This window comes from Nocardia nova (assembly GCF_002933465.1).
Taxonomy (GTDB): Bacteria; Actinomycetota; Actinomycetes; order Mycobacteriales; family Mycobacteriaceae; genus Nocardia; species Nocardia nova_B.
Map to the genome: position 1 here is coordinate 224,912 of NZ_PSZE01000004.1, position 26,165 is coordinate 251,076.

At 68.7% G+C, this 26,165-nt stretch carries 24 protein-coding genes; 8 read left to right on the forward strand and 16 right to left on the reverse strand.

Features of this window, described 5'->3' with window-relative positions; translation table 11 throughout:
• The first annotated feature begins 256 nt into the window (after positions 1 to 256).
• A complete protein-coding gene (locus C5E41_RS07155; RefSeq protein ID WP_036500011.1) occupies positions 257 to 718 on the forward strand; it encodes an RDD family protein in 462 nt (153 codons plus the stop codon).
• 7 nt (positions 719 to 725) lie between these two features.
• On the opposite strand, the gene C5E41_RS07160 is transcribed toward C5E41_RS07155, so the two are convergent.
• Positions 726 to 1,292: a TetR/AcrR family transcriptional regulator gene (locus C5E41_RS07160; RefSeq protein ID WP_104375031.1), complete on the reverse strand. Its 567-nt coding sequence runs from the start codon at positions 1,290 to 1,292 to the stop codon at positions 726 to 728.
• Between the two features lie 84 nt (positions 1,293 to 1,376).
• On the opposite strand from C5E41_RS07160, the gene C5E41_RS07165 reads away from it, so the two are divergent.
• Positions 1,377 to 2,237, forward strand: coding sequence for an aldo/keto reductase (locus C5E41_RS07165; protein WP_104375032.1), 861 nt, complete (start codon positions 1,377 to 1,379; stop codon positions 2,235 to 2,237).
• Positions 2,238 to 2,571: 334 nt separating this feature from the next.
• Here the strand turns inward: C5E41_RS07165 and C5E41_RS07170 are convergent, their stop codons facing one another.
• The 8 genes from C5E41_RS07170 to sucB form a co-directional block, all read right to left on the reverse strand.
• A complete protein-coding gene (locus C5E41_RS07170) occupies positions 2,572 to 3,315 on the reverse strand; it encodes a DUF4191 domain-containing protein (RefSeq protein ID WP_104375033.1) in 744 nt (247 codons plus the stop codon).
• Positions 3,316 to 3,380: 65 nt separating this feature from the next.
• Positions 3,381 to 5,582, reverse strand: a complete 2,202-nt coding sequence (locus C5E41_RS07175; RefSeq protein WP_104375034.1) for an elongation factor G-like protein EF-G2 — start codon at positions 5,580 to 5,582, stop codon at positions 3,381 to 3,383.
• A gap of 176 nt (positions 5,583 to 5,758) precedes the next feature.
• The gene (gene lipA / locus C5E41_RS07180; RefSeq protein ID WP_104375159.1) at positions 5,759 to 6,769 is read right to left on the reverse strand and encodes a lipoyl synthase; all 1,011 of its coding nucleotides are present in this window, start codon (positions 6,767 to 6,769) and stop codon (positions 5,759 to 5,761) included.
• Between the two features lie 74 nt (positions 6,770 to 6,843).
• Positions 6,844 to 7,395, reverse strand: a complete 552-nt coding sequence (locus C5E41_RS07185; protein ID WP_308706073.1) for a GNAT family N-acetyltransferase — start codon at positions 7,393 to 7,395, stop codon at positions 6,844 to 6,846.
• Positions 7,396 to 7,465: 70 nt separating this feature from the next.
• On the reverse strand, positions 7,466 to 8,995 hold the full coding sequence (locus tag C5E41_RS07190; RefSeq protein WP_104375035.1) for an MFS transporter: 1,530 nt from the start codon (positions 8,993 to 8,995) through the stop codon (positions 7,466 to 7,468).
• Between the two features lie 4 nt (positions 8,996 to 8,999).
• The gene (locus C5E41_RS34845; RefSeq protein ID WP_146097483.1) at positions 9,000 to 9,302 is read right to left on the reverse strand and encodes a hypothetical protein; all 303 of its coding nucleotides are present in this window, start codon (positions 9,300 to 9,302) and stop codon (positions 9,000 to 9,002) included.
• A 147-nt stretch (positions 9,303 to 9,449) separates the two neighbouring features.
• Complete coding sequence (locus C5E41_RS07200; RefSeq protein ID WP_104375037.1) at positions 9,450 to 10,349, reverse strand: TIGR01777 family oxidoreductase; 900 nt, start codon at positions 10,347 to 10,349, stop codon at positions 9,450 to 9,452.
• A gap of 32 nt (positions 10,350 to 10,381) precedes the next feature.
• The gene (gene sucB / locus C5E41_RS07205) at positions 10,382 to 12,217 is read right to left on the reverse strand and encodes a 2-oxoglutarate dehydrogenase, E2 component, dihydrolipoamide succinyltransferase (protein WP_104375038.1); all 1,836 of its coding nucleotides are present in this window, start codon (positions 12,215 to 12,217) and stop codon (positions 10,382 to 10,384) included.
• 411 nt (positions 12,218 to 12,628) lie between these two features.
• Between sucB and C5E41_RS07210 the strand changes: the two genes are divergently transcribed.
• A complete protein-coding gene (locus tag C5E41_RS07210; protein WP_104375039.1) occupies positions 12,629 to 12,979 on the forward strand; it encodes an oxidoreductase in 351 nt (116 codons plus the stop codon).
• Positions 12,980 to 13,173: 194 nt separating this feature from the next.
• On the opposite strand, the gene C5E41_RS07215 is transcribed toward C5E41_RS07210, so the two are convergent.
• Complete coding sequence (locus tag C5E41_RS07215; RefSeq protein ID WP_104375040.1) at positions 13,174 to 14,682, reverse strand: leucyl aminopeptidase; 1,509 nt, start codon at positions 14,680 to 14,682, stop codon at positions 13,174 to 13,176.
• Between the two features lie 144 nt (positions 14,683 to 14,826).
• Positions 14,827 to 15,489 carry a phosphate signaling complex PhoU family protein gene (locus C5E41_RS07220; RefSeq protein ID WP_104375161.1) on the reverse strand — a complete coding sequence of 221 codons (663 nt, stop codon included), beginning with the start codon at positions 15,487 to 15,489 and terminating at the stop codon, positions 14,827 to 14,829.
• 144 nt (positions 15,490 to 15,633) lie between these two features.
• Between C5E41_RS07220 and C5E41_RS07225 the strand changes: the two genes are divergently transcribed.
• Both C5E41_RS07225 and C5E41_RS07240 read left to right on the forward strand, forming a co-directional pair.
• Positions 15,634 to 16,707: a ParA family protein gene (locus tag C5E41_RS07225; protein ID WP_104375162.1), complete on the forward strand. Its 1,074-nt coding sequence runs from the start codon at positions 15,634 to 15,636 to the stop codon at positions 16,705 to 16,707.
• 443 nt (positions 16,708 to 17,150) lie between these two features.
• Complete coding sequence (locus C5E41_RS07240) at positions 17,151 to 17,441, forward strand: hypothetical protein (protein WP_104375041.1); 291 nt, start codon at positions 17,151 to 17,153, stop codon at positions 17,439 to 17,441.
• 162 nt (positions 17,442 to 17,603) lie between these two features.
• Here the strand turns inward: C5E41_RS07240 and C5E41_RS07245 are convergent, their stop codons facing one another.
• The 3 genes from C5E41_RS07245 to C5E41_RS07255 all read right to left on the reverse strand — a co-directional run bounded on the left by C5E41_RS07245 (position 17,604) and on the right by C5E41_RS07255 (position 19,563).
• Positions 17,604 to 18,143, reverse strand: coding sequence for a dihydrofolate reductase family protein (locus tag C5E41_RS07245; RefSeq protein WP_308706120.1), 540 nt, complete (start codon positions 18,141 to 18,143; stop codon positions 17,604 to 17,606).
• The gene (locus C5E41_RS07250) at positions 18,140 to 19,057 is read right to left on the reverse strand and encodes a helix-turn-helix domain-containing protein (protein ID WP_219823105.1); all 918 of its coding nucleotides are present in this window, start codon (positions 19,055 to 19,057) and stop codon (positions 18,140 to 18,142) included. Before C5E41_RS07250 ends, C5E41_RS07245 begins: the two co-directional genes overlap by 4 nt.
• An 83-nt stretch (positions 19,058 to 19,140) precedes the next feature.
• Positions 19,141 to 19,563: a DUF1707 SHOCT-like domain-containing protein gene (locus C5E41_RS07255; protein WP_104375043.1), complete on the reverse strand. Its 423-nt coding sequence runs from the start codon at positions 19,561 to 19,563 to the stop codon at positions 19,141 to 19,143.
• A 348-nt stretch (positions 19,564 to 19,911) separates the two neighbouring features.
• Here C5E41_RS07255 and C5E41_RS07260 point away from each other — a divergent pair, with 348 nt between their 5' ends.
• Entirely contained in the window at positions 19,912 to 20,964 is a 1,053-nt protein-coding gene (locus C5E41_RS07260) for a mechanosensitive ion channel family protein (protein WP_104375044.1), read from the forward strand.
• Between the two features lie 19 nt (positions 20,965 to 20,983).
• On the forward strand, positions 20,984 to 21,838 hold the full coding sequence (locus tag C5E41_RS07265; protein WP_104375045.1) for a TIGR03621 family F420-dependent LLM class oxidoreductase: 855 nt from the start codon (positions 20,984 to 20,986) through the stop codon (positions 21,836 to 21,838).
• Positions 21,839 to 21,842: 4 nt separating this feature from the next.
• Here the strand turns inward: C5E41_RS07265 and C5E41_RS07270 are convergent, their stop codons facing one another.
• Both C5E41_RS07270 and C5E41_RS07275 read right to left on the reverse strand, forming a co-directional pair.
• The gene (locus C5E41_RS07270; protein ID WP_104375046.1) at positions 21,843 to 22,973 is read right to left on the reverse strand and encodes a helix-turn-helix domain-containing protein; all 1,131 of its coding nucleotides are present in this window, start codon (positions 22,971 to 22,973) and stop codon (positions 21,843 to 21,845) included.
• A 106-nt stretch (positions 22,974 to 23,079) separates the two neighbouring features.
• A complete protein-coding gene (locus C5E41_RS07275) occupies positions 23,080 to 23,907 on the reverse strand; it encodes an SGNH/GDSL hydrolase family protein (protein WP_258080808.1) in 828 nt (275 codons plus the stop codon).
• A 288-nt stretch (positions 23,908 to 24,195) separates the two neighbouring features.
• Here C5E41_RS07275 and C5E41_RS07280 point away from each other — a divergent pair, with 288 nt between their 5' ends.
• Positions 24,196 to 26,130, forward strand: a complete 1,935-nt coding sequence (locus C5E41_RS07280; protein ID WP_104375047.1) for a UvrD-helicase domain-containing protein — start codon at positions 24,196 to 24,198, stop codon at positions 26,128 to 26,130.
• The last annotated feature ends 35 nt before the right edge of the window (positions 26,131 to 26,165 follow it).

Here is a 26,165-nt window from a genome sequence, read left to right on the forward strand (position 1 = left end):
CACGGCATCCGGCGCTCGATTCGAGGACCGCGCATCGTCGCCGATCGGTGCGCGCGACTCCGAGAGTTTCCGGGCCGCAACCGCTTTGGGGAATCGCCCCGGCGGGGTATCGTGCTGCCGTCGCCGCGGGCGGCCGGACGTGGTGACGCGGACCCGCCGGCGGGCAACCGGCGGCAGGCGGCCGGTGTTCCGTGGCTGCCGGGTGCCGGCCCGGGTGTGACGTAATCCTCACCGTGACCACGCCTAAGCTGGGAGCATGGCGCGAATTACCGGTTCCTGGCTGTCCGGCCCGAATGCGGCCCACCCCGGCGAGCCGCAGCCCGACGACTATCCCGGCAAGCTGCTCGGCTTGCCGCAGGAGGGTGTGGGATCGCTGGCGCCCATGTCGCGGCGCATCGTCGCGCTGTTCGTCGACTACTTCATCGCCATGGGTATCGCCGCGCTGATCGTGCGCGGCGCCGGCTCGCTCAACACCGTCACCTACCTGATCTGGTTCGTGATCGGCGTGGTGACGGTCATGCTGTTCGGGTTCACGCCCGGCCAGTACTTCCTGGGGATGCGCACGGTCCGGATCGATGCGTCGGCGCCGGTCGGATTCGTGCGGTCGGTGGCGCGGCAGGTACTGCTGACCTTCGTGGTGCCCGCGTTGTTCACCGACGGGGATCGGCGCGGTATGCACGACCGGGCGACCGGGACGGCACTGATCCGCGCTCGGTAACGAGGGTCTACGGCCGGCCCCCGCCCGAGCGCAGGCCGTCGAGCAGGAGATCGAGGAGGCGGTCGATCTGCTCGCGGTCGATACCGGCCAGCGTCGCGCCCGCCATCGCCGCCGTGATGTCCTCGGGGCGGACGTCGTCTCGCAGAGTGCCGGCCGAGTTTCCCGCATCGAGGACGGAACGTATTGCCGCGCTGAGTCTTTCGCGTGTCTGCGCCGAGGTCACCGCCCCGGAGACGATGACCTCGCGTAGCGCCTCTGCCATCCCGCGTTTGGTGGCCACGAAGTCGGCGTAGCGGCCGAGCCAGATGCGCAGTGCGTCCTCCGGGGTGTTGTCGGCGAGCAGGTGCGTCGCCTGATCGCACAGTTGTTCCAGTTCGCTGCGGTACACGGCCTCGATGAGCGCTTCCCGCGACGGGAAGTGCCGATACAGCGTGCCGATGCCCACCCCGGCGGATTTGGCGATCGCTTCCAGGCTGACCGTGCCTTCTTCGCCGGTGAACGCGGTGAGGGCGGCATCGAGGAGTAGTTGGCGGTTGCGCTGGGCATCGCGGCGTCCACCCGGCTGTCTGGACAAAGTGGAGGGTCCTCCGTTTCTGTCCTACTCTGGTCTTGAGCGGAGGATCCTCCGTTTGATGTCAGGGTAACAAGGGAGACCCGAATGACGGTCATGAGGCAACCGCGTGACGGCGAGCTGGCGGGACGTGCGGTCGGCCGGATCGGCTACGGCGCGATGCAGCTGGAGTCCGGCGCGGACGGGGTAGCGGTTGTGCGGCGAGCGGTGGAACTCGGCGTGAGCCACATCGACACGGCCGGTTTCTACGGCAACGGCTCGGTGAACGCCCTGCTCAGGGAGGCGCTGCATCCGTTCCCGGACGATCTGCTGCTGGTCGACAAGGTCGGCGCCGGGCATACGGGTGATGGTCTCGTGCCGGCGCAGAAGCCCGAGCAACTACGGGCCGCGGTGGAAGCCGATCTGCGGGCGCTGGGCGCCGAGCAGCTGGCGGTGGTGAACCTGCGCCGGGTCGACGGTCCGCCCGGAATCGTGGCGACCGGTGATCAGATCGTGGATATCGACGACCAGCTGGCCGAGCTGATCTCGTTGCGGGACGAGGGCAAGATCGGGGCGATCGGATTGAGCAATGTCACCGTCGAACAGCTCCGTCGCGCCGCCCCCGCGGGCATCGCGTGCGTGCAGAATCTGTACAACCTGCTGGAACGCGGCGAGGAGCCGCTGCTGGCCGAATGTTGTTCGCGGGGAATCGCTTTCGTGCCGTACTTTCCGCTCGGCTCGGGATTTCCGGGTCGGCCCAAGGTGGCCGGCGACGACGTGGTGCGTGATATCGCCAGCCGCCTCGAGGTGACGCCGAGTCAGGTGGGTCTGGCGTGGTTGCTGGCCCGCGATCCGCACATCCTGCTGATTCCGGGGACTCGCAGCATCGACCATCTCGAGCAGAATGTCGCGGCGCGGGAGGTCGAGCTGGATGCCGGGATGCTCGCCGCGCTCGGACAACGGGCCTGAGGGCAGGCGGCGCAGAACATCATCCGCACCGTCTTCTCCTCGGTGTAGGCCTCGATGCCGGCCGGGCCGAGTTCGCGGCCGAATGCAATCGCTGGGCGGCTCGGCGCACCGCATCGGCCATCGCCGGAGTTTCCTGCCCGACCAGGCTGACCACGCCGACTGCGGCCGGGGGCCGGGGGGCCGGGCAGCGAGGCGACGACGCCGTGCGTGCCGAGCACCAGCTTGCCCTCGCTCGCGAAGATGCCGCTCTCACCGCGCAGCGACGCCATCCCGAACATCCAGGGTGGTGGCGATCAGGGGCTTCAGCTGTGCGACAGAACCCAGCGTGCGCGATTCAGCGGCGGCGGATGGTGCGCTGCACTCCGCGCATCTTCGCGCCGGCCGGCAGCGGGCCCTTCGGCAGGGCCGGTCCGCCGCGGGTAGCCAGTGCGGTGAGGCGGCCCTCGATGAGATCCATCCGCTTGGCGTCGATATTGCGGGGAAGTTTGGTGAGGTGGCGCTGCAGGTTCTTCAGCGGAACCTGGCCCTCCTCGTTGCCGATCACGATGTCGTAGATCGGGGTGTCACCGACCAGGCGGGCGGTCTTCTTCTTCTCCTGCGCCAGCAGCGATTTCACCCGCTGCGGCGATCCCTCGGCCACCAGGATCACACCGGGCAGGCCGATCACGCGATGGACGGCGTCGAGTTGAGTGGTGGCGGCGACGGCCTGGGTGGCGCGCCACTTACCCTGCAGGTTGTCCAGCACCCACCAGGCCGCGCCAGCTTGCCCCTCGGCCTTGGCGTAGACGTTCTTCTGTACGCGGCGACCGAAGATGATGAATGCGACCAGCGCGCCCAGCAGAATGCCGACCGGCAGCAGGAACCACTGGATGTCGAACAGGAAGCCGATGAGGAACAACACCACGGTGATGCCGACCAACGCGCCGATCATCAGCGGCAGCAGCAGTTTGTCCTCTTTGCGCACCATCTGGAACGTCTGCCAGAGCTGCTGACGCCGCTCCTTCGACGCCTGCCTGCGCGCCGCCTTCGCCGCGGCCTTCGCTTCCTTCGACGGTGTGCCGCCCTTACCTGCTGCCATATCTCTCAGGATAGTGGTCGAGCGGGACATACCCCGCACGGGCCGGGCGCAGGTGCGACGCTCGCTCAGGCGGTGGCTTCGCTGCGACTGCGCAGGTCTGCGGCGATCTGGCTCGGCATCGGTTCGTGCCGCACATAGCTACGGTCGAACTGGGCCGCGCCGCGCGAGAGTGAGCGCAGGTCGATGGCGTAGCGGCTCAATTCCAGTTCGGGGACCTCGGCGCGGATGACGGTGCGCCCGGCGGTGGCCGGTTCGGTGCCCAGCACGCGGCCGCGGCGGCCGGACAGATCGCCGAGGATGGTGCCGACGAAATCGTCGGCGACGGTCACCCGCACCTCGGCGATCGGTTCGAGCAGGTCGATCCGGGCGGCAGCGGCCGCCTCCCGCAGGGCCAGCGCTCCCGCGGTCTGGAAGGCGGCGTCGGAGGAGTCGACCGAATGCGCCTTACCGTCGAGCAGGGTCACCCGCACATCGACGAGCGGATATCCGGCGGCGACGCCGCGCTCGGCCTGCGCGCGCACGCCCTTCTCTACCGAGCCGATGAACTGGCGTGGCACCGCACCGCCGACCACCTTGTCGACGAATTCGATCCCGGAACCCTCCGGCAGCGGTTCCACCTCGATATCGCAGATCGCGTACTGGCCGTGGCCGCCGGACTGCTTCACATGCCGCCCGTGCCCGGCGGCCTTGCCCGCGAACGTTTCTCGTAATGCCACCCGATACTCGTCGACATCGACCTGCACGCCGAACCGGGACCGCAGCCGCTCCAGCGCGACATCGCGATGCGCCTCGCCCAGGCACCACAGCACCAGCTGATGGGTACGCGGATTCTGCTCCAGGCGCACGGTCGGATCCTCGGCGACCAGGCGGGCCAGGCCCTGCGACAGCTTGTCCTCGTCGGCCTTGCCGTGGGCGCGCACCGCCACCGGCAGCAGCGGTTCGGGCAGCGGCCAGGGCTCGATCAGCAGCGGAGAATCCTTGGCCGACACGGTATCTCCGGTCTCGGCGTGCCCCAGTTTGGTGACGTAGGCGATATCGCCGGCGATGGCCTGGCCGATCGGGAACTGTTGTTTACCGAACGGCGCCGTCACCGCGCCGACCCGTTCGTCGACATCGTGCCCGTTGCCGTTGTTGTGCCCGCAGATGTGGACGGTGTCGTCGGCGTGCAGGGTGCCCGAGAACACCCGCACCAGCGACACCCGGCCCACATACGGGTCGGAGGCGGTGCGAATCACCTCGGCGGCCAGCGGCGCGCCCGGATCACAGGACAATGGCTGCGGCGCCGCACCGTTGCTCGGGCAGCGCGCCGCGACCGCATGTTCGGCGGGAGTGGGGAAGCCGCGGGTGATCAGCTCGAGAATCTCGACCATGCCCAGGCCCTCGCGGGTGCCCTCGGGCGGGGGTGCCGCGATCAGGATGGGATGGAAACGGTCGTGCGCCACCGCGCGTTCCAGATCCGCGATCAAGGTGGTGAGGTCGATCCGTTCGCCCTCGAGGTAGCGGTCCATCAGGGTTTCGTCTTCGCTCTCGGCGATGATGCCCTCGATGAGCCGGTTGCGCGCGGTCTCGATCTGCGCGGTCTGTTCGGCGGTGGCATCGGTGCGGGTGTGCGCGCCGCCGGAACAGTCGAAGACCTGCTCGGCCAGCAGGTCGACGACACCGGTGACCGGGCGGTGCCCGTCGGCGCCCTTCGGGCCGTACACCGGCAGCTGCAGCGGCAGGATCGCGTCGGAATCGCCGTCGCCGAGCAGATCCGCGCAGGTCTGAGCCATCAGCTCGAAATCGGCGCGGGCCGCGTCCAAATGGGTGATCACCAGAGCCCGCGGCATTCCGACCCGCGCGCATTCCGCCCACAGCGCCAGCGTCTGCCCGTCGACACCGTCGGCGCCCGCGGCGGCCGAGACCACGAAAAGGGCCGCATCCGCAGCTCGCAGACCGGCCCGTAGTTCGCCGACGAAATCGGCATATCCTGGCGTATCGATCAGATTGACCTTGAGGCCGTTCCAGGCGACCGGCACCACCGACAACTGCACCGAGCGGTGTTGGCGCTGCTCGATATCGTCATAGTCCGACACACAGGTGCCGTCCTCCACGCGACCGGCTCGGGTGAGCGCCCCGGCCTCCATGGCCAGTGCCTCCACCACGGTGGTCTTGCCGGAGCCGGTATGCCCGACCAGGACTACATTGCGGATACCGTCGGGCTGCGACGCCTCGATCACTCTGCCGGCGGAACTGTTACGGGCGGCGGTGCTCGCTTTCTCGGCCATGTCTCTTCACTTCCCGGAGTCGACACGTGCGGTTGCTTCGAGCTTCCCACCGGCACGCGGCTGTGTCACCCGTTCCGGGGATCCGCACCCCATCCGTGGTGAATCCGCACCCTGTATGCAACGAACGACCGGCCGAACGGGAATTCGGCCGGTCGCTGCGGGGTGGCTGGGGCGGATCAGCCGCCGAATCGGGCGAGCACCGAACTCGCCTCCTGGCTCGCCGAGCCCTCCTCGCCCAGATGCGCCATCTCCGGTGCGATCTCCCGCCCGTGATGCGCCATGGCCTGCGCGTACAACCGGCCGGCGCGGTAGGAGGAGCGCACCAGCGGCCCGGCCATCACGCCGGCGAAGCCGAGTTCGGTTGCGACGCGGGAATGTTCGACGAATTCCTCCGGCTTCACCCAGCGGTCCACCGGATGGTGGCGCGGCGAGGGCCGCAGGTACTGGGTGATGGTGAGGATGTCGCAGCCGGCCTCGTGCAGATCACGCATCGCCTGGGTGACCTCTTCGGGCGTCTCGCCCATACCGAGGATCAGATTCGACTTGGTGACCAGACCGGCCTCGCGGGCCGCGGTCAGCACCGCCAGCGACCGTTCGTAGCGGAACGCCGGGCGGATCCGCTTGAAGATGCGTGGCACGGTCTCGACGTTGTGCGCCAGCACCTCCGGCCGCGAGGAGAACACCTCGGCCAGCTGATCGGGATCGGCGTTGAAATCGGGGATCAGCAACTCCACGCCGGTGTGCGGGTTGAGTCGCTTGATGGCGCGCACGGTTTCGGCGTACAGCCAGGCGCCACCGTCTTCGAGGTCGTCGCGCGCGACGCCGGTGATCGTCGAATACCGCAGGCCCATGGCCTGCACGCTCTCGGCCACCCGGCGCGGTTCGTCGCGGTCGAGCGCGGCGGGCTTACCGGTATCGATCTGGCAGAAATCGCAGCGCCGGGTGCACTGCTCGCCGCCGATGAGGAACGTGGCCTCGCGATCCTCCCAGCATTCGAAGATGTTGGGACAGCCCGCTTCCTCGCAGACCGTGTGCAGCCCTTCTCGTTTGACCAGGCCCTTGAGTTCGGAGTACTCGGGGCCCATGGTGGCGCGGGTGCGGATCCACTTCGGCTTGCGTTCGATCGGGGTCTGCGCGTTGCGGGCCTCGATGCGGAGCAATTTGCGACCGCCTGATTCCCGTACCAGGGAATCGGGGGACGAAGTGGCCGGCGCGGCCCCGTGTGCCGCGCCGCTGTTCGATGCCGGGGTGTCGACGGAGGTCACTCGAACGACTCTACGCCCGCCGAAATCGGGCGCGCCAGCGTGCGCTGCATCAAGGTCAGATCCATCCAGCCGCCGAACTTGTGCCCGACCTCGGGCAGCTGGCCGACGATTCGGAAGCCGAACTTCTCGTGCAGCAGAATCGAGGTCTTGTTGGAGGTTTCGATCGCCGCGATCACGGTATGCACTCGCCCGGACTCCTCGGCCCGTCCCAGCAAGGCCGTCAGCAGTGCGGTCGCCGCGCCTCGGCGCTGGAACCGCTCCGAGACGTACACCGAATTCTCCACGCAGTACCGATAACCGGACTTGGGCCGCCACTGCGCGTAGCTGGCATAGCCGGCCACCTGACCGTCGATGATGGCGACGAGCACCGGGTATCCGGCGGCCACCCGGTCGCGCCACCACCGCAGGCGATCGTCGAGGTCGACCGGCTGGGTGTCCCAGATGGCGGTCGTCTCGGCCACGGCGCCGTTGTGGATGGCGAGGATCGTGGGGATGTCGCGTTCCTCGGCATCGCGAATGCGCGGTCCACCCGACTGGATATCGGTCACCGCCTCAAACTATCGGCAACCAGCGGTGGCGGCGAGCCGACTCGGTCACAGGCGTGGGGGCGACGGGCGTCTATCTCCGCGACTTCCGGCGCAGGGGCAGCAGACAGGTCAGCCCCGCGACCACGAGCGGTAGGACGCTGATGGTCAACATGGTCAGCCGCAATCCGCCGGCGACGTCGAGTCCCAACTCCAGTCCGCTGGTCTGCCGCAGCAGATTCGGGTCGTAGGTACTGCCCGGACTGAGCGCCATGCCGCTGCGCACCGCGTCGACGGCCTGTTCGGCCCGCGTCACCGCCATGCCGCGTGCCTCGGCGTCGGCCGACCATGCCTGCCGGAAGAAGAACTGGAACAGCAGCAGATAGACGGTGGGCCCGAACGCGCAGCCGATCATGCCGAACGCCAGCTGTGTGGAGGCGACGGTGCCGGAGTGCCCGGGCGGCGCTTCGGCGAGGACCGCCTCCGACACCGAAACCGACGTGACCAGAGATCCCAGGTTGCCCAGCCAGACGACCGCCACGAGCAGCCACAGCGCCATCGTGGGGCTCGCGGTGGCTGCCAGCACGAATCCGCTCGCCGCCAGCAGCAGCAGGCCGGTGATCATCACCGGCCACGGAGTGGTCTTTCCGACCACGCGGCCCGCGAAGACGACGGCGCCGGCGATCAGCAGGGTGCCGGGTAGATACAGCAGGCCGATGGCTTCGGGGGACAGCGCCAGCACCACACTGCCGAATTGCCCGAGGACGAAACCCAGCCCGGCGGCGAGCAGATTCAGTGTGAGGGCCGCCGTCAACGCCACACAGAATCCGGAGCTGCGGAACAAGGCCAGGTCCAGCGCGGGCTCGCGGGCACGGCGTTCGTGGCGGACGAAGAGCAGGGCGGCGGTCGCGCTGATCGCCAGAGTCAGCCAGGTCTGCGGGCGGGTGATCCCGTTCTGCGCTGCCGCCAGGCCGATGACGAGGGTCGTCAGCGTCATCCCGAACAGGCTGATTCCGGCGACGTCGAGCCGTCGGCGCTGGGTGCGAGAAGCCTCCGGCACATAGCGCGCGGTCAGCCCGAGCGAGACCGCGGCCAGCAACGGAGTGAGCAGGAACAGGAACCGCCAGCCGGCGGTGGTGATCACCCAGCCCGTGAGCGCGGGGGTGACGCCACACAGGACCATTTCGACGGCCATGAGCACGCCGATGGCCGCCGCCCGCTTGCTCTCCGACACCGACGTTTTCAGCAGGGCCAGGGGCCCGCCCAGCAGCGCGGACATGCCGAGTCCGGCCAGAGCCCGCATCGCCAGCAGGAAGCCGAAACTGGGCGAGAAGAAGGACAACAGGTCGGCGACCGTGACGACGATCAGCCCCAGCGTGAGCAGCCGCTCGAGTCCGAATGCGTCGCCGAGGTTGCCCGCGGCGAGGACCGCGGCGGCCATCACCAGCGTCGCGGTCCCACCCAAGAGCCCGATGAGATGCGGCGGAACGTGGAGAGCGCGGCTCACCTGCGGCAGGTTCAGGCTGAGCACCAGCGGGTCCACCACCGTGATGGTGAAGGCGACAGCCAGTCCGACGACGATCGGCAGGATCTTCGTATCCGTCGCTGACCGTGGCGGTGGCATCGCCTCACCTCCTATGCGGTACGAGGGCGAATGTCACGACCAGAACAGCGCGGTAGGCCGGCCGGCTCGGATCCAACGGAGACACGGACGACATGCTGTGCAAAGTGCGGCGGCCGTTCTGCCGACCGACCAGCAGCGACGCGACCAGCGTGACACCGTCGCGTTCGTCCACGCCGAGACACGACGTGGTGACGGCGGCGGGCACGAGGTGAACACCATCGTGCAGCAGCGCCTGCCGGGCCGCCGCCGGGACGACAGGCGAGCGCGTCTGCGGCCCGGGGGAAGTCTGAGAAGCCGTCTGTGCCACACCGGTCACCTTCTCTGCGCGATGACCCGCTGTCCGCCGGCTTGCGTTGTGCGACTTCGCGCGAGATGCCGGACAGCGACCGAGCCGATTACGCCATTCGAGCGTACGGCGGCGTGGCCGGGGAACGCCACCGCGGGCGGCGGTCGATCAGCGGTTGTCGCCGATCACCGAGGCCAGCGCCTGCCCGATGGTTTCGTGGCGGAAGGTGTAGCCCGCCTCCTCGAGCACGGTGGGAATCGCGCGGGGGCCGCGCAGGATCGCCTCCTGGGCCAGTTCGCCGATCGCGGCCTGCAAGGCCACGGCGGGCACGATGAACGGCGCCGGCCGGCGCAGCGCCCGCGCCAGTGCGCGGGTGAATTCGGCGTTGGTCACCGGTGCGGGGCCGACCATGTTGACCGGTCCGCGCACCGACGGATTCGTCAGCACGAACGAGATGCCGGCGACCTCGTCGTCGAGTGAGATCCACGGCTGATACTGGCGCCCGCTGCCGAGGCGCCCGCCCAGTCCGATCGAATACAGCGGTCGCAGCAGGGCGAGCATGCCGCCGTTACGCGACAGCACCACCGCACTGCGCACCTGCACCACCCGCACCCCGGCGTCGACGGCGGGCTGGGTGGCGGCTTCCCAGTCCCGGCACAGCCTCGCCAGGAAACCCGTTCCGGCGGAATCGGATTCGGTGATCACCCGGTCGCCGGTGTCGCCGCCGTAGAAATGCACGCCGCTGGCGCTCACCAGCGTCGGCACTCCGGCGGCGGCGACCGCGGTGGCCAGCACATCGGTCGGGCCGATGCGGCTGTCGCGCAACTGCTGCTTGTAACTGCCGTTCCAGCGTCGCGCGCCGAGTCCGGCGCCGCAGAGGTTGACCACGGCATCCGCCGCTCGCAGGGCCGGTGCGGGCACCTGTGCCCGCACCGGATCCCAGCTGAACTCGTCCTCGGCCGCGGCGGGACGGCGCACCAGGCGAGCCACCTCGTGCCCGTCTCGACGCAGCGCGGCGACCAGCGCCGTCCCGACGAGTCCGGACGAACCGGCGATCACAACCTTCATGTCGTCACCGAATCGTCGTGTCGCGCAGCGATTTACAGGCCGAGATCGGCCTCGAACGCAGCCTCCTCCAGTCGGTGCCTGATGGTGGTCAGGAAGCGGCCGGCGTCGGCGCCGTCGATGAGGCGATGATCGTAGGTCAGCGGCAGGTAGCACATCGAGCGGATGCCGATGAACTCGCTGCCGTTGTCGGAGATCACCATCGGGCGCTTGACGATCGCACCCGTGCCCAGCATCGCCGCCTGCGGCGGAAGCAGGATCGGGGTGTCGAACAGGGCGCCCTGGCTGCCGATGTTGGTGATGGTGAATGTGCCGCCGGCCAGCTCGTCGGGCTTCAAGCCGCCGGTGCGGGCCCGGTTGGCGAGATCGGCGATGGCGCGGGCCAGTCCCGCCAGCGACAGGTCACTGGCGTTGTGGATCACCGGCGAGAGCAGACCCTGCTCGGTGTCGACCGCGATGCCCAGGTGTACCGAGGAGTGGTAGGTGATCTCCTTGGTGCCCTCGTTGTAGGAGGCGTTGACGTTGGGGTGCACGCCCAGCGCCTCCACGGCGGCCTTCGCGAAGAACGGCAGGAACGTCAGGTTGACGCCTTCGCGGTCGGCGAAGGCGCTCTTGGCCTTGGCCCGCAGCGCCGCGATCTTGGTGACGTCGACCTCGTGGGTCTGGGTCAGCTGCGCGGTGGTCTGCAGCGATTCGCGGGTCTTGGTGGCGGTGATCTGCCGGATGCGGTTGGCCTTCTGGACCGTGCCGCGCAGTGCCTGTAGCTGTGGACGGGCGCCGGCCGGAGCCTTGGGCGCGGCCGGGGCGGCAGCAGCGGCCGGAGCGGCGGCGGGCTGCGGAGCGGCCGGGGCCTTCTTGGCCTCCGCCGCCGCGAGCACGTCCTGCTTGCGGATGCGGCCACCGACGCCGGAACCCTTCAGTGTCGACAGATCGACGTTGTTCTCCTGGGCCAGCTTGCGGACCAGCGGGGTGACGTAGGGGGATTCGCCGTTGCCGGACGCGGTCGACGGCGCGGCTTTGGCCGGAGCTTGCTGGGCCGGTGCCTGCTGGGCCGGTGCCTGCTGGGCCGGAGCTTGCTGGGCGGGAGCCTGCTGGGCGGGCGCTTCCTGCTTGGCCGGAGCTTGCTGGGGTGCCTGCTGCTGGGCCGGCGCCTGCTGCGGTGCTTGCTGGGCGAGGGCCTGTTGGGCGGGGGCCTGCTGCTGCGCGGGCGCCGGAGCCGGGGCAGGCGCGGACTGCGCGGCGGCGGGCGAACCGCTGCCGATCACGCCGAGCTGACCGCCGACCGACACCACGTCGTCCTCGTTCGCGCTGATCTCGAGCAGCGTGCCGGCCACCGGCGACGGGATTTCGGTGTCGACCTTGTCGGTGGAGACCTCGAGCAGCGGCTCGTCGACCTCGACCTGGTCGCCGACCTGCTTGAGCCAGCGGGTGACGGTGCCCTCGGTGACGGATTCGCCGAGTTCCGGCATCTTCACCGGGGTGCCGTCGGCGGCGCCGCCGGACTGTGCGGCGGGGGCGGGCTGCTGCGCGGGGGCCTGCTGCGCGGGCGCTTCCTGCGCGGGCGCGGATTCGGCCGGTGCCTGCTGCGCAGGTGCTTCCTGGGCCGGGGCGGGCGCCGACGGGGATTCCTCACCGGCATCGCCGATCACGCCCAATTCGCCGCCGACCTCGACGACGTCGTCTTCCTGGGCCACGATCTTGGTGAGCACACCCGCTGCGGGGGACGGGATTTCGGTGTCGACCTTGTCGGTGGACACTTCGAGCAGGGGCTCGTCGACCTCGACCGTGTCTCCTTCCTGCTTCAGCCACCTGGTCACAGTGCCCTCGGTGACGCTCTCACCAAGAGCTGGCATCTGGACGGAGAAGGCCATGTCCGTTGACTCCTCTAACTGCTCGACGGGTTCACAACAGTTCGTCTCTCGGCGGGGGCGCGCCGCGGTCGCGGCGAGCACCCGACTGCCACCGAACATTCCTGTGGCACCGGAGATCCGTGCGGTTCTTGTTCCGGTTCTCCATCCTTGCACTCGCCGTTGCGATACGTACCACAGGGCAGGCGGTCGGCGGGCCCATGGCGACATCACAGCCTCCGTGCCGCTGCGGAGAGCTGCTCCGATGTCGATCGTCCGGCGCGGCGTGTCTGGTTCGACACCCCGCGCGAAACCGCCGGGTTCGGACACGGTGTCCGCGGCGTACCTGGGCCTCCGCCCGAAATGCCCGACAGCTGGCACTATCGATGGATCGGGGGTGCACGCGCCCGACATTCGAACAGGAGGTAGGCGGCCGTGGGGTTGCTCGATCGTTTCCGCGGCGGCCGCGTAGGCAGAGGCGCCGACGCCTCCGATATCCGGTATCTGGCCGACTGGGTGCGCACCCACGTCGGTGTCGAGGCGTATATCGAACCCAAGACGACAGTGACCGATGTCACAGCGATTCTTATCGCCGCGGATGGGGAATGGACGCGCCGGGTCGTGGGCGAGCGCGGCGCACGCCACTTGTCGAGCCGCCTGGGGATTCCCGTCTACGACGTCGGCCGCACCGGTTACCCGCAGCGCATGCGCGACTACGACGCCCGCAAACGCATCGAGCGCAAGCGCGCGCTGGAGGTCGATCTGCGAGATCTGTCCGCGGAGTAGGCGTCCGCGGTTCGATACCCGTCAGCCGATCCAGCAGGATAGGCGCCCCGCAACCGTGGCCGGGCAGGGCGCCGACGTCGATGCCGAATCACTCCGGGTGACGGTGACACGGGGCGATGGTTACCCGTCGACCGAGACCCCGGACGGCCACGTCCGAGCGTGCCGCCCGGGGTTCTCGCATGCTGTTGCGTCGCTTATTCGCCCGCGATATCGGTCAACACGGCGACCAGCGTGCGCACGGGAACACCGGTGCCGCCCTTGCCGATGTAGCCGAACGGCCCGCCGGTGTTGTAGGCCGGACCCGCCACATCCAGATGCGCCCACTGCACACCCTCGGGCACGAATTCCTTGAGATAGGTTCCGGCGACCAGCATGCCGCCCCAGCGGTGCGGGGACACGTTGGCCAAATCGGCGACCTTCGAATTCAGGTCGGCGCGCAATTCGCTGGGCAGTGGCATCGGCCAGCCGTTCTCGCCGACCTCCTGCGACAGCCGCGCGACCCGATCGCGGAACTCCTCGGTGCCCATCACGCCGGGAGTGCGGGTGCCGAGTGCGACCATCTGCGCGCCGGTCAGCGTCGCGACGTCGATCAGGTAGTCCGGATTGTCCTCGCCCGCGCGCACGATCGCGTCGGCCAGGATCAGCCGGCCCTCGGCGTCGGTGTTGATGACCTCGATCGTGGTGCCGCCGTACTGGGTGAGCACATCACCGGGACGCTGCGCGGTTGCCGAGGGCATGTTCTCGGCCATCGGGACCGTCGCCGTGACCGTGATCGGGAGCCCGAGCCGCGCCGCCACCAGTGTGGTCGCGATGACCGCCGCGGCGCCACCCATATCGGAGGTCATGTTTTCCATATTGGCCGCCGGTTTGATGGAGATGCCGCCGGTGTCGAAGGTGATGCCCTTACCGATCAGGGCGACCTTCGTGTCCCCGCCGGAGTAGGTGATGCGGATCAGCCGCGGCGGACGTGCGGAGCCCTTGCCGACGCCGACGATGCCGCCGTAACCGGCCGCCTCCAACTGCTTCTCGTCGAGGATCTCCACCTCGAGTCCCGCCGCACGCGCCAATTCGGCTGCGCGCTCGGCGAATTCGGCCGGGAAGAGGGCGTTCGGGGGAGTGTTGACGAAATCGCGCGCCGTCGCGACCGCCTCGGCGACGGTCTGGGCGCGGAACAGTTCCTCCTCGCCGGAATCGGCTGTGGGAACCAGGAATTCGACGCGCTGTAGTGGCCGCTCGGCCGGTTTGGGCGCGGACTTGTCGGACTTGAACGTGGTGAAGGTGTAGGCGCCGAGGTAGAAGCCCTCGGCGGCGGCGCCCAGATCCAGTCCGGACAGCGTGGTGACGGCCGTGGCGGTGCCGGCGAGCGAGCGGGCGGCCACACCGGCGGATTTGCGGATCTGCTCGGCGTCCAGCGCGTCCTGTCCGCCGAGTCCGACCGCGAGCACGCTGGTCGCGCCGAGCCCATCCGGTGCCGGGATCCGGGTCAGCTCCTCGGCCTTACCCTTCGCGCCGACGGCCAGCAGCGAGGCCAGCAACTGCTCCCGGGTGCCGGCATCGAGGACCGCGTCGAAAACGTCGGCCGCGGCGATCACGGGCCCGTCGTCGGTGGACAGAAGTCCGACCACGAGGACATCGGTGTCGGGGCCGATGCTCTCGGTACGTGCCAATTCCGGGCCGAGTGAACGATCTGCAACAGCTGTCATGCGCCCAGGTTACTGGGTGGGGGTCTGAGCACCACGGCGAGCGATGCGGTCGAAGGCGGCAGCGCGCGAACCACGCAGGCCACTGCGGCCACCACCGCGCACGGAATTCTCCGGTGCCGGCCGGTGAGAGCATGCCATTGCGGCTCACTCCTCGTCGGTCTGCGCCGACAGCGGCACGCCGGTGTGGAAGAACCGAATGAGCCGGCCGATCCGCACGCAGTGTGCGGCGCAGCGCTCGAAATGGTGTGCCAACAGGGCCGTTTCGACCGCCATCACGTTGCCGTGCCGCCAGCTGTCGCCGGCGACCGCCCGCAGCAGTTGCTGCTGGAGCTGTTCGATCGCCGGATCCGGCGGAATCAAGGTGGTGTCCGGCTCGACCTGCTGGGCCGAGATCACCGCGATGGCCGCGGCGGTGAGGTCGACCAGCGCCGCGGCCATCGCCGAGAGTTGATGCGTGATGTCCTCGGGCGCCACGGGTTCCGGGAAGTTCCGCACCACGCCGTCGGCCACCCGGCTGAGCCCGCCCGCGATGCCGGACAGATCCTCCGCAATCTGGATCGCGGTCACCACATTGCGCAGATCCCGCGCGACCGGCGCCTCCAGGGCGAGCAGAATCACCGACCGGTCCTCGCATTTGGCGTGCTCGGCCTGGATTCTCTCCTCCAGCGCGAACACCTCGTAGGCAGCGGTCAGATCGGCGTTCTCGATCGCCACCGCGGCGCGTTCGGCCGCCTCGTGTGCCAACCGAGCCATATGAGCGAGCTCTTCGGTGAGCGCCGCGAGTTCGGAGGAGAATTTCGTTCGCACTCTGGTATCTTCGCCGCCCGCCGCGCCGAACGTGCGATATCGCACGAAAAGTCGTCGAATATCCGCCTCGCGGGCCGGTGTCGCGCAGTGCCGCAGCGGGTGTCGATCATTAAGGTGTAGCGCACCGTGCCGACGGTTGTGCGAATGGAGGGTCTCGGGCTGGTGGAGTTACAAAGCGAGACATTATCCGGACAGCGCAGGGAATCGGTCGAGGTCGTGGGTCCGCTCGACGCGGCGCAGCCGGCGAATGCGGCGGCGGGCGACGAGGACGGTTTCGATTGGCTGGGCCGTACCCGGGCGGGCCGGGTGCTGCGGCTGGAACGGCCGCAACGGATCTGGGAGGCCGAGCACACTCCAGGCCGCTCGCGCCCGTATGTGGTGGCGACCTTCAACTTGAAGGGCGGGGTGGGCAAGACCACCACCACGGCCGCGCTGGCCGAAATCCTGTCCGCCGAATTCGACAAGCGGGTCCTGCTGATCGATCTGGATCCGCAGGCCAATCTCACCGCGATGATGGTCGGCGAAAACCGCTCGGTGGAACTGGATTCCGCCGACCGCACGCTGGCCGCGATCTTCGCCGCCGCTCTGGCCGGGCGCCCCGCGCCCGATGTGCGCGCGCTGATCCAGCACGAGGTGTCGCCCATGCACGCCGTCACCACCGTTGATCTGCTGCCCGCCTCGCCGAAATTGATTGCGCTGCAGGACGAGATGCCCGCACTGCGCCACGGCGAGCCCACCACGGTGCTGGCTCGCGCGCTGTCGGGGGTGCTCGAGGACTACGACTACGTCCTCGTCGACTGCCCGCCGAACCTCGGCCCGATCACCCAGAACGGCTTGCGGTTGTCCGACGGGTACGTGATCCCCACCATCCCGGACATCATGTCCACCTACGGAATTCCGCCGGTGCAGGCGCATCTGCGCCACCTCGCCGCGCGGTGGGGCGACCCGCTGGAGGAGGTCGGCGTCGTGGTCACCAAGTACCGGCGGTCCTCCGCGGTCCACCGCACCACCCTGGAGATCCTGCAGGCCAATCGCACCCTGCCGCGACTGTTCCCGACCCGCATCCCCGACTCCAATCAGATCGCCGCCGCGGCCGCGTTCACCGACTTCGGAAGTTTGCGAAGGAAATACGGGACGGGCGGGCAGTTTCTGGCCCTGCGCGAACTGACCGCGGATTTCCTCGCGACGACGCGGATAACCCTCGCGTGGGGGCGGTGAGGACCGCAGGCCACAAGCAACGACCCGCCAGTTCGTCAATCACGCATTGACATTTTCCTTATATGTCAACTGTTGGTTGACGCATATGGCGGCCCGCCCTACCCGCAAGCCATGATCGACCGCATCGTCGCGGCGAGCCCGGGCCCGAGCTACCTGAACACCGGCTGTGGAACCGGCATCGAAGCGCGGCAGTTCCGGGCGTGCTGGGTGTCGAACCCGACACCCGCTGACGCGAGCTCCGGCAGAGGTGGTGGATCAGGTGCTCGCGGGCGCCGGCGCGGCCATCGACGCGATGGGCGGCGGCTTCACGATGCCGTACGCCACCGTGGTCCTCACCGCCGCCCGGCTGTGAGGTGACTCACACCTCCGGTCCGATGGAACCGCCACGCCTCGGGAGCGTCCAAACCCATGACGGACAACACCTTTCGAGACAAGGAATCGGCATGATACGCACTACTGCCGCACTTCTCGCCTCCGCCGCGATCGTGGGCTTCGGCCTGACGGCCGCGCAGGCGGCGGCTCCGCTCGCACCGGCACAGCATCAGGCCGTGGAACCGTCGGCCGCGCAGAACGGCTGCCCGCCCCCGCCGATCGGCCCGGACGGTCGCCCGCTGCCGCCGCCGCGGGGTGTGGACGGCAAGCCGCTGCCCCCGCCCACCGGCGCGGATGGGAAGCCGTGCCCGCCGCCGATCGGCCCCGACGGCCGTCCCTTGCCCCCGCCGCCCGGCGCCTGACGCGGTATCTGCCTCGCGCGCACGACCAATCACTGCCGGCGGTGCCGGGTGGGCACCCAGGCCGATGTCGCTGATGCCATCCGCTACGTCATCGGCGCGGACTACGTCAGCGGCACGGTGTTGCCGGCGGACGGCGGGTTCACGGTCACACAAGCGCTTGCGCTAACGGACGATGTCGTAACGGGCGCAGGCGAATTCACCGTTGCGCGCTAGTTCGGTCAGCTTCATCTCGATCCGGCGGGGCAGCAGCGGCTGTCCCGCCCCGAGGGTGATCGGCGCGATCGATACACACACCTCGTCCAGCAAACCGTGGTCGGCGAACTGCCCCGCCAGCTCGCCGCCGCCGACGATCCAGATGCTCTTGCCCGCCGCGGCCTCGGCCATCTCCTTGTGCACGACGGTGACCGGCTGCTGGGTGTACCGCACGTCGGCCCCGTCGGTGCGCGGGGCGAAGTCGCGGTGGGTGAGGACCCACGCGGGCATCGCGTACGGCCATTCCATATCGGGATGGTTGTCGAGGATCCACCGGTAGGTGTTGGCGCCCATGGCGATGGCACCGATATCGGCGATGAACGCGTCGTAACCCATCGGTCCGTCGTTGTCGACCTGCCGGGTCAGCAGCCAGTCCAGTTGATGGTCCGGTGTGGCGATGAATCCGTCCAGGGTGGTGGCGGTGTAGTACACGGTGCGGGGCATGGTCATCCTCTCCTGCGCAACCACATGATCGGGTCGCCGTTGTCGTGTTCGGTTGTCTGGTCGGGAAATTCGCGGTCGAGCCATTGGCGTACCAGCAGTCGCCGGTAGGCCGAATAGGTCAGAACGTGGGCGATCACGGAGCCGAGGACGAAACTCTCCGGCGGTTCGCACAGGGCGTCGATCAGGGTGTCGTCCCAGCCGCCGCGGCGGTCGATGTCGCGGACGGTATCCAGCCATCGCGGCACCACCTGCTCGAATCGCCGTCTCAGCTCGGGGAGATCGTCGGATCCACGGTCGGGTTGATCGGTGCCTTCGATCGAGGCCAGCCACACCTGTTTGGTCCACACCAGGGTCGCGAGGACGGTCGCGATCGACGCGTCCGGTCCGTCCCACGCCAGCACCGCCGCCGTCGAACGCTGCCGCCGGTACCGATCGTCGTCGAGGCTTTTCGCCCTATCGAGGAGTTCGCGCGTGTCCTCCACGTCGTGGTGCAGCAGCAGCGACGTCGGATCCATATCGTGTCTGCCTTTCGGTTCGCCCTCCACCCACAGCGACATCGGCGGGTGAAAATGGATCCCGTTCACCGCGGGAAGCCAACGGGTGCGGGATGCGGCCGGGGTCGCGCTGGGCGGATGTCCGTAGGCGCGGCTGTAGGCCCGGCTGAACCCCTCGACCGTGTCGTATCCGGCCGCGAAGGCCACGTCCGTCACCGCCGCCCCACCACTCAACTGCCAGGCGGCGCGTTCCAGCAGCACTCGCCGCCGCATCGCCACGGGCGACTCGCCGGTGCCGCGCGAGAATTGCCGGGAGAAGTGATAGGGCGAGACGAAGGCCCCCTGCGCCATCGCGCTCAGCGTGGTGTTGTTCTCGTCGAGAACGGAATCGAGCAGTTCCCGTAATCGGTCACGTCCGGTCGTCACACCGTTCAGTGTGGTCGGCGCGGGTTATCTCGCGCTTGACCGATCTTGCGCATGTCCGCGCGAACCGGCTCCGTGCCGTGCGCTCACACCCGGTAGTGCCGCCGGGGCCCGTACCCGGGCGGGCCGTATCCGCGGCGGTGGTGGATGAACAGGAAGAACAGCGCCGGGAAGACGAAGAACGGAATCATATGTGTCGTGGCGACGATCACCACCGCGACCACCACGGCGGCCAGCAGCAGGGCCGGGAACATCGGTCGTGGCCGCCGCTGCTCCCGCTGTGGGCGGGCCGGCGGGGCGGGTTGCGGACGCGGCAGGTCGGCGAACAGGACGGTCAGGTCGGCGGCCGTCTTCGCGGCATAGGCGCGGCTCACGCGCTCGTCGTATTCGTCGAGCTCGAGGCGCCCGGCCGCGAAATGGTCGCCGAGCGCGGCCGCGGCCTGTTCACGTTCGGCTGTGCCGACGCGGACGCTCGGCGACCCGAACACCGCGGGGTCGAAATCGGTCATGGCAACCGCCTTACCGGGAAAACGAAATCACGATGCACCCAGCGTAGGACGCTTCGGCGAATCGTGCCCGTGCCCGTGGGCGTATCCACGGCTACGCCCCTCGACGGACCCGGCGTGTACCCCCTGGCGCGTACGGTGTGGCTCAGTCCCGGATGAGCCCCGGATGCGCGAGGAAAATACCCGGAAGCCTTGCGGTGAAACACTATTCACCGCGTCGGCGCAGGTCGCGAAAGTGTCGGATTTCGCACAGCTGCGAGCGGCGGCGACCTTCGGTTTCGCTCGGTAGCGTGGCTGGAAACCCGAGAGACAGCAAGCCCGAGATACAGCCATCGCAAGGAGTTGGAAGCCTTGGAGGAGGTACTTCGACCGCTGGTGGTCTTCGCCGCGACGCTCGCGGTCACCATCGCGCTCGGCGCGGTGGTCGACCGCCTGTTGAATCACGCCGCGCAGAAGCATCCCGCTAACCGACTGCCCGGTCTACTGCGTCGGGTCCACCTGCCGTTGCAGGTGTTCCTGGCGACGATCGCCCTGCATTTCACCTATCCGCTGGCAGAGATCCACCTGCGCCACGACGCGGTCGTGCTGAACATCCTGGCCGCGGTGGCGATCCTGTCCGCCGCCTGGGTGGTGGTGCGCGCCGTCGACGCGGTCGCCGAGAACACGCTGGACAAATACGCGCACCGCACCCACGACATCGCCAGGGTGCGGCGGCTGCACACGCAGCTGACCTTGGTCCGGCGCATCATCACCACGGTGCTGGCGATCACGACCGCGGCGGTCGCGATCCTGCTGCTGTTCCCGAACCTGCGTACTCTCGGGACCTCACTGCTGGCCTCGGCAGGCATCATCGGCGTGATCGCCGGTGTCGCCGCGCAGTCGACGCTGGGCAATCTCGTGGCGGGCCTGCAGATCGCGTTCGGTGATTCGGTGAAGATCGGCGACACCGTCGTGGTCGAGGGGGAGTGGGGCACGGTCGAGGAGATCACGCTGTCGTTCCTCACGGTCCGCATCTGGGACGACCGCCGCCTCACCATGCCGGTCTCCTATTTCAATTCCAAACCGTACGAGAACTGGTCCAAGGGCGGCCCGCAGATCACGGGCACGGTTTTCCTCTATCTGGACACCAGCACGCCGGTCGTCGAACTACGCGAACATCTGCGTGACTACCTGCGCACCCGTGACGATTGGGACGGCCGCAGCTGGAACCTGCTGGTCACCGACAGCACCCCCTTCGGCATCCAGGTCCGCGCCTCCATGTCGGCCCGCAATGCCGACGACGTGTGGACGCTGCGCTGCGCGGTGCGCGAGGAACTGCTGGCCTGGCTGCGCACCGAGCATCCGAACGCGCTGCCGAAGGTGCCGACCAGCGTGGTCGAACGCGAACATGCGATGGCCGAGTAGCCGCCTATAGAGTCGTGGGGTGCGTGAATTCCGCTTCGGAGTCAACTTCCTGAGCCCCGGGTCCGCCGACGAGTGGGCCGCGAAATGCCGGCGGGCCGAATCCCTCGGCTACGACGTGCTGCTGGTCCCCGACCACCTGGAACTTCCGGCGCCCTTCCCGTCGGTGCTCGCCGCCGCGCAGGCCGCCGAACGCCCGCGGGTGGGCACCTTCGTCCTGAACGCCGCGTTCTGGAACCCGGTCCTGCTGGCCCGCGATGTGGTGAGCACCGCCCAGCTCACCGGCGGCAGGCTCGAACTCGGTCTCGGAACCGGTTACGTGCGAGACGAATTCGAGGAAGCCGGAATCGAATTCGGCACCCCTCGAACCCGGGTCGACCACCTCGAGAAGACCCTGACCGAACTCCGGCGACTGCTGCCCGAACCGCGGCCCACCATCCTGCTGGGCGGCAGCGGTAACCGCATGCTGCGGCTGGCCGCCCGCCACGCCGACATCATCGCCTTCACCGGTGGCGAACCCGTCCCCGGGGCCACCGACGGCTCGATGCGCCTGTCCAGTGCCGAGACGGTCGACGAACGCGTCGCCGCGGCACGACGTTTCGTCACCGAGTACGACCGCGATCCGGAATTCAACATCCTCGTCCAGCAGGTCGTCGAAACGACCGACCGCACGGCCGCGGCCACCGAGATCGCCGCGCAGATGGATCATTTGAGCGTCGATGAGGTGCTGGACGCGCCGACCCTGCTGATCGGCACGCCCGCGGAGATGGCCGATCAGATTCGCGAACGCCGGGAACGGTACGGGTTTTCCTATGTCACCGTGTTGGAGCCCGCGATGGAGGGGTTCGCGAAGGTGATGCGGGAAGTGCGGGGCTGAGCCGCTAGTGCACGACCGACAGGTGCGGGCCGATCTGCGCCTCGCCGAGGACTTCCGCGAGAAGTGATGCGGTCCACCGCAATTCGTCGGTGAGCTCGGTGCGCCCGAACCCTGCGTTGTGCGCTCGCACCACGGCCTCCGCGAGCAAGCCGGGGCCCTCGCCGGGATATTCGGCGACCGGCTCGCGGTCGTGGTGCAGGGTTCGGGTCGCTTCGATGCTGCGCATCCGAGGCGCTCGGTCTCGCACGATCCGCCTGATCACCTCGGTCGGCACACCCCACCGGCGCGCGAGCGCCGCCGGGCTGGGGAAGTGAATCGCCGACGGACCCAGCCGGTCCATCTCCTCGCCGGGCACGAGCAGTTCGGCGGCGAACCGGTCTGCCTGCTGTGCCTGAGTTCGGTCTCCCGGCAGTGGGCAGGGGTGCAGCAGCAGATGACCGAGTGCGCGCGCACAGGCGAACCGGTAGCCGTAGACACATTGCGCATGACGTGCCGCCACGACGATCAGCGAGCGGCCCCAGGTGTGCGTGGCGTAGGTGCCGACCCGCGCCATGGCCGCGCTCGTCGCCGGCGCCAGAGCCACCACGATGCCGCGTGACTCGAGGGTCGCGCCCAGATGCGCCAGCGGACCCGGTGCGATTCCCCAGTGCTCGCGAAGCAGGCGCGCGGCGTCGGCGGGTGACAGTCCCTCCTCGAGTGCGGGCAGGTCGAGCGCCGGGAACCGCATCCGGCTGGCCAGCGTGTACGCCAACTCCCAGATGTATTCCGCGAACGCCACCGCCTTCGCCCGATCCGATGCCGACGCCGAACCCGGATCGTCGAAATGCACGTCCGCGGCGTCGATCCGGCACATCGGGCGCCCGGTGGCGAAATAGTCGACGGGGACTTTCAACACCCGCGCCAGGTCGGCCGGAACGTCCGGATCGGGCTGCACGGCGCCGATCTCGTACTGTGCGACGACCGCGGGAGATAGACCTGCCGCGTCCGCGAGTTCGGCGACGGACAGTTCGGCCCAGCGGCGCGCCTGTGTCAGCCGGATCGGCTCGAATGCCGACGCGACGAATCCGCCCGGCTCGTCGCTGCGGTCGGTGAGGAGTTTCAGCCCGCGTCGGTCCTGCCGACCGTCACTGTCCACCCGAATTGTTTACCGCATCGACGAGCGCCGCGGGGGATCCGACCCGAGGAAAAATTTGGTTTCCGGCGAAGCGGACAAACTCGGCCGCGGCGAATTCTCCGGCTTCTCAGGGTATTCCGCCGGGCGTGACCGGCAGCAGTTCCGGGCGTTTCGCCAGCCGGCCGTCACCGGTCGACACGCCGCGCAGCCGCCGCCAGACCCACGGGCGCAAGGTCGCTGCGGCCCAGGCGAGTTCGCCGGCCGCACCGGCCGCGCGGAACCGCTCGGAGCCGTCCGGCGGGTGGGCCCAGCTGTGGTCGGCGCCGTCGAGGCCGAGTGCCTCCGCGGCGGCCAGTGCGAATCGTTCGTGGCCCAGTTCGGAGCCGTGCAGCCGGTCCGCGCTCCACATGCGCAGATCGACCATCGACGGGGCCCCGAACAGATCCACCAGGCGCAGTCCGTACCGGTTGGCGCACAGGCGAATTCGATCGTTGATCAGGTCGACGCGGGGGCCGATGTAGCGGGCGGCCAGGGGCACGATGCGGCGTACGTCCGGGAAGGTCGTTGTCACAACCGTTGCGCCGCAGGCGGTCAGCTTCGCGTACAGCTCCTCCATCAGGTCCAGTGCCGCCACGAAATCGGTGCCGGGGGCCGTGACGTCGTTCATGCCCGCGCAGATGCCGACCAGATCCGGGTCCATCGCCAGAGCGGCGTCGAGTTGTTCATCGCGGACCTCCGCGAGGCGACGTCCACGCACCGCCAGATTGGCGTACCGGATCTCCGGATTGTCCTGAACCAGCCGCTCGGCCAGACGATCGGCCCACCCGCGCAGGCCGTTGCCGTCGTCACCGTCCCACAGCCCCTCGGTCTGACTGTCGCCCATCGCGACGAAGCGTTCGTAGCGGTTCGGCGATGCTGCGGGACCATCCGAACGCGGCGAGGACAACGTCGTCATGGCAGACCTCCGGGACGTGAAGAGGGTGATGCGGACAGCGGCGTGACGAGCCCGCGGCCGCCATCGCCACCGGCTGGACAGGCTACAACGGTGCGGTCCGGTCGAATCAGGGCGTCCGACTCGTGGCGGGATCAGCCGGTGTGAACCGTTCCCGCCGATATTCGCCGCCCCATATCCTCTGCGCTCCGTTGCGCGATGTAATACCTTGATAGACAGAGGTTTTGGTAGCCAGGGGTGTGGCGGCTCCACCGAAGGACCCGCCCGGCTACGCCGGCAAGGGGGTCCGAGATGCCCGATATCCATTTCGAGCGGCGGCGTCAGCGTGTGGCGCAACAGCTCGGCGAACTGACCGTGCTCACGCCGGCCTGGCGGCGATTCCTGTCGGTGCCGCTGATGCGCAACGGCTGGCATGTGCTCGTGGAACGCGAGAACAGCCGGTCGGATCGCGTCGACGCCTACGCCGTCGGGCCGGGCGGTGTCTTCGCTCTGGTCCGCACCGACGTGGTGCCGGCCGCCGCGGAACTGCGCCGGATCCGCTGGCGTGCGGAGGAGACTTTCGCGAATCTCACCGCGGGCCGCACCCGGTACGTGCCGCATATGATCGAGGTATTGCTGCTGATGGACTCGGCGGCCGACACGCCGGCCGAGGCCCGCTACGTCGCGGTCGACCCGGCGACCATCGCCGCGCGGCTGTTCGCCGAAGCGAGCCTGTCCAGCCGCAGCGCCCGGCAGATCGCGATGACTGTGGCCGAACACAACACCTGGTTCGCGCTGCTGTCCGCCGACAGCGGCGCCGGGCCCGAAACCTCGCCCGCCGAAGGACTTGTCGACACGACGACGCTGCGCGAGGAGGAACGAGCGCGGGCGTTGAAGCGACCGTTCAGCGAATGGATGACATTCCTCGACCCGGCCCAACTCGACCTCGTCTACCGCAACTACAACGGGCCCGCGAGATTCAGCGGACCGGCCGGAACCGGGAAGACCGTCGTCGCCCTGCACCGCATGGCGCGGCTGTCCAAGGAGGGGGCCGGGCGGCAGCTCTTCACCAGTTTCGTGCGGACGCTGCCGACCTATCACGAATCGGGATTCCGGCGCCTGGCACCGCATGCGGGCGAGCGGGTGGAATTCACCGGCCTCCACTCCTGGACCACTCATTTCCTCCGCAGTCGCGATATCGGTTGCCGCCTGGGCAGCGGCGACAACGCCTTCTATCACGCCTGGCGCACCGCCCGCCGTCACCTTGAACCCATCGAACCGAATCCGAGCTATTGGAAGGACGAACTGCATCGGGTCATCAAGGGCCAGGGCATCGATCACGATCTGTATCTGAAAATCGACCGGGTGGGCCGAAACCGCTTGCGTCTGGACAAAACTCAACGCGAACTCGTCTGGACGCACCTGTACCTGCCGTATCAAGCAGCGCTGCGGGATCTAGCGACGATGGATTTCAACGACGTGATCGATCTGGCGATCGACGAACTGCGCGCGGCGCCGCTGGACGCGCCCTACGACCTGGTGGTGGTCGACGAGGTCCAGGACTTCACCCTGATGGAACTCAAACTCGTCCACCAGATCGCCGGCGGCACCTCGACCTCACCGCTGCTGCTGGTCGGGGACGGTCAGCAGCAGGTCTATCCCGGCGGCTGGCGCCTCTCCGATGCCGGGATCCCGATCGTCGGCCGCGGTGCGGTGCTGCGCACCAACTACCGCAATCGGGCCGCGGTGCACGACTACGCCAAGCGGGTCGACGCGACGAATACGGTCGACGACCTGGACGGTGCCCCCGGATTCGTCCTGCGCGACAGCGAGGTCGTGTTGGCGGGCGGTACGGCCCGTTCGGAGACCTTCTCGCGGTCCCGGGCCGAGGAGAAGGTGATCGCGGCCCTGACCGATTCCGGATATCCGCACTCCGACGTGGCCGTGATCACCGACACCGGCCGCCAGGCCGAGAGAATCCGAGCAGCATTGCGCCGCAAGAAGATTCCGTCCGTCTCCCTCGAATGCTACGACGGCACCCAGCACGATGCGGTGAAGGTGGGAACCGTCCATCGCGCCAAGGGGATGGACTTCGCCGCGGTGTTCCACCTGACCGACGCGCCGACGGCGCCCGTCGACCGATTGCGCGGCAGCGAGCGCGACCGGGCGGAGCTGGCAGCACGGCAGACCATGGTGGCGCTGACCCGCGCGCGGGACCACATCTGGGTCGGGCTGATGCGGGATTGAGGGCCACGAGTCGGTCTTTCTCAGCTGAATCGGTT

Coding starts and splice junctions, on each gene's coding strand:
- C5E41_RS07155 (WP_036500011.1), top strand. CDS start 257: ATGGCGCGAATTACCGGTTCCTGGCTGTCCGGCCCGAATGCGGCCCAC.
- C5E41_RS07165 (WP_104375032.1), top strand. CDS start 1,377: ATGACGGTCATGAGGCAACCGCGTGACGGCGAGCTGGCGGGACGTGCG.
- C5E41_RS07170 (WP_104375033.1), bottom strand. CDS start 3,315: ATGGCAGCAGGTAAGGGCGGCACACCGTCGAAGGAAGCGAAGGCCGCG.
- C5E41_RS07175 (WP_104375034.1), bottom strand. CDS start 5,582: ATGGCCGAGAAAGCGAGCACCGCCGCCCGTAACAGTTCCGCCGGCAGA.
- C5E41_RS07190 (WP_104375035.1), bottom strand. CDS start 8,995: ATGCCACCGCCACGGTCAGCGACGGATACGAAGATCCTGCCGATCGTC.
- C5E41_RS07200 (WP_104375037.1), bottom strand. CDS start 10,349: ATGAAGGTTGTGATCGCCGGTTCGTCCGGACTCGTCGGGACGGCGCTG.
- sucB (WP_104375038.1), bottom strand. CDS start 12,217: ATGGCCTTCTCCGTCCAGATGCCAGCTCTTGGTGAGAGCGTCACCGAG.
- C5E41_RS07215 (WP_104375040.1), bottom strand. CDS start 14,682: ATGACAGCTGTTGCAGATCGTTCACTCGGCCCGGAATTGGCACGTACC.
- C5E41_RS07225 (WP_104375162.1), top strand. CDS start 15,634: ATGGAGGGTCTCGGGCTGGTGGAGTTACAAAGCGAGACATTATCCGGA.
- C5E41_RS07240 (WP_104375041.1), top strand. CDS start 17,151: ATGATACGCACTACTGCCGCACTTCTCGCCTCCGCCGCGATCGTGGGC.
- C5E41_RS07245 (WP_308706120.1), bottom strand. CDS start 18,143: ATGACCATGCCCCGCACCGTGTACTACACCGCCACCACCCTGGACGGA.
- C5E41_RS07255 (WP_104375043.1), bottom strand. CDS start 19,563: ATGACCGATTTCGACCCCGCGGTGTTCGGGTCGCCGAGCGTCCGCGTC.
- C5E41_RS07275 (WP_258080808.1), bottom strand. CDS start 23,907: ATGACGACGTTGTCCTCGCCGCGTTCGGATGGTCCCGCAGCATCGCCG.
- C5E41_RS07280 (WP_104375047.1), top strand. CDS start 24,196: ATGCCCGATATCCATTTCGAGCGGCGGCGTCAGCGTGTGGCGCAACAG.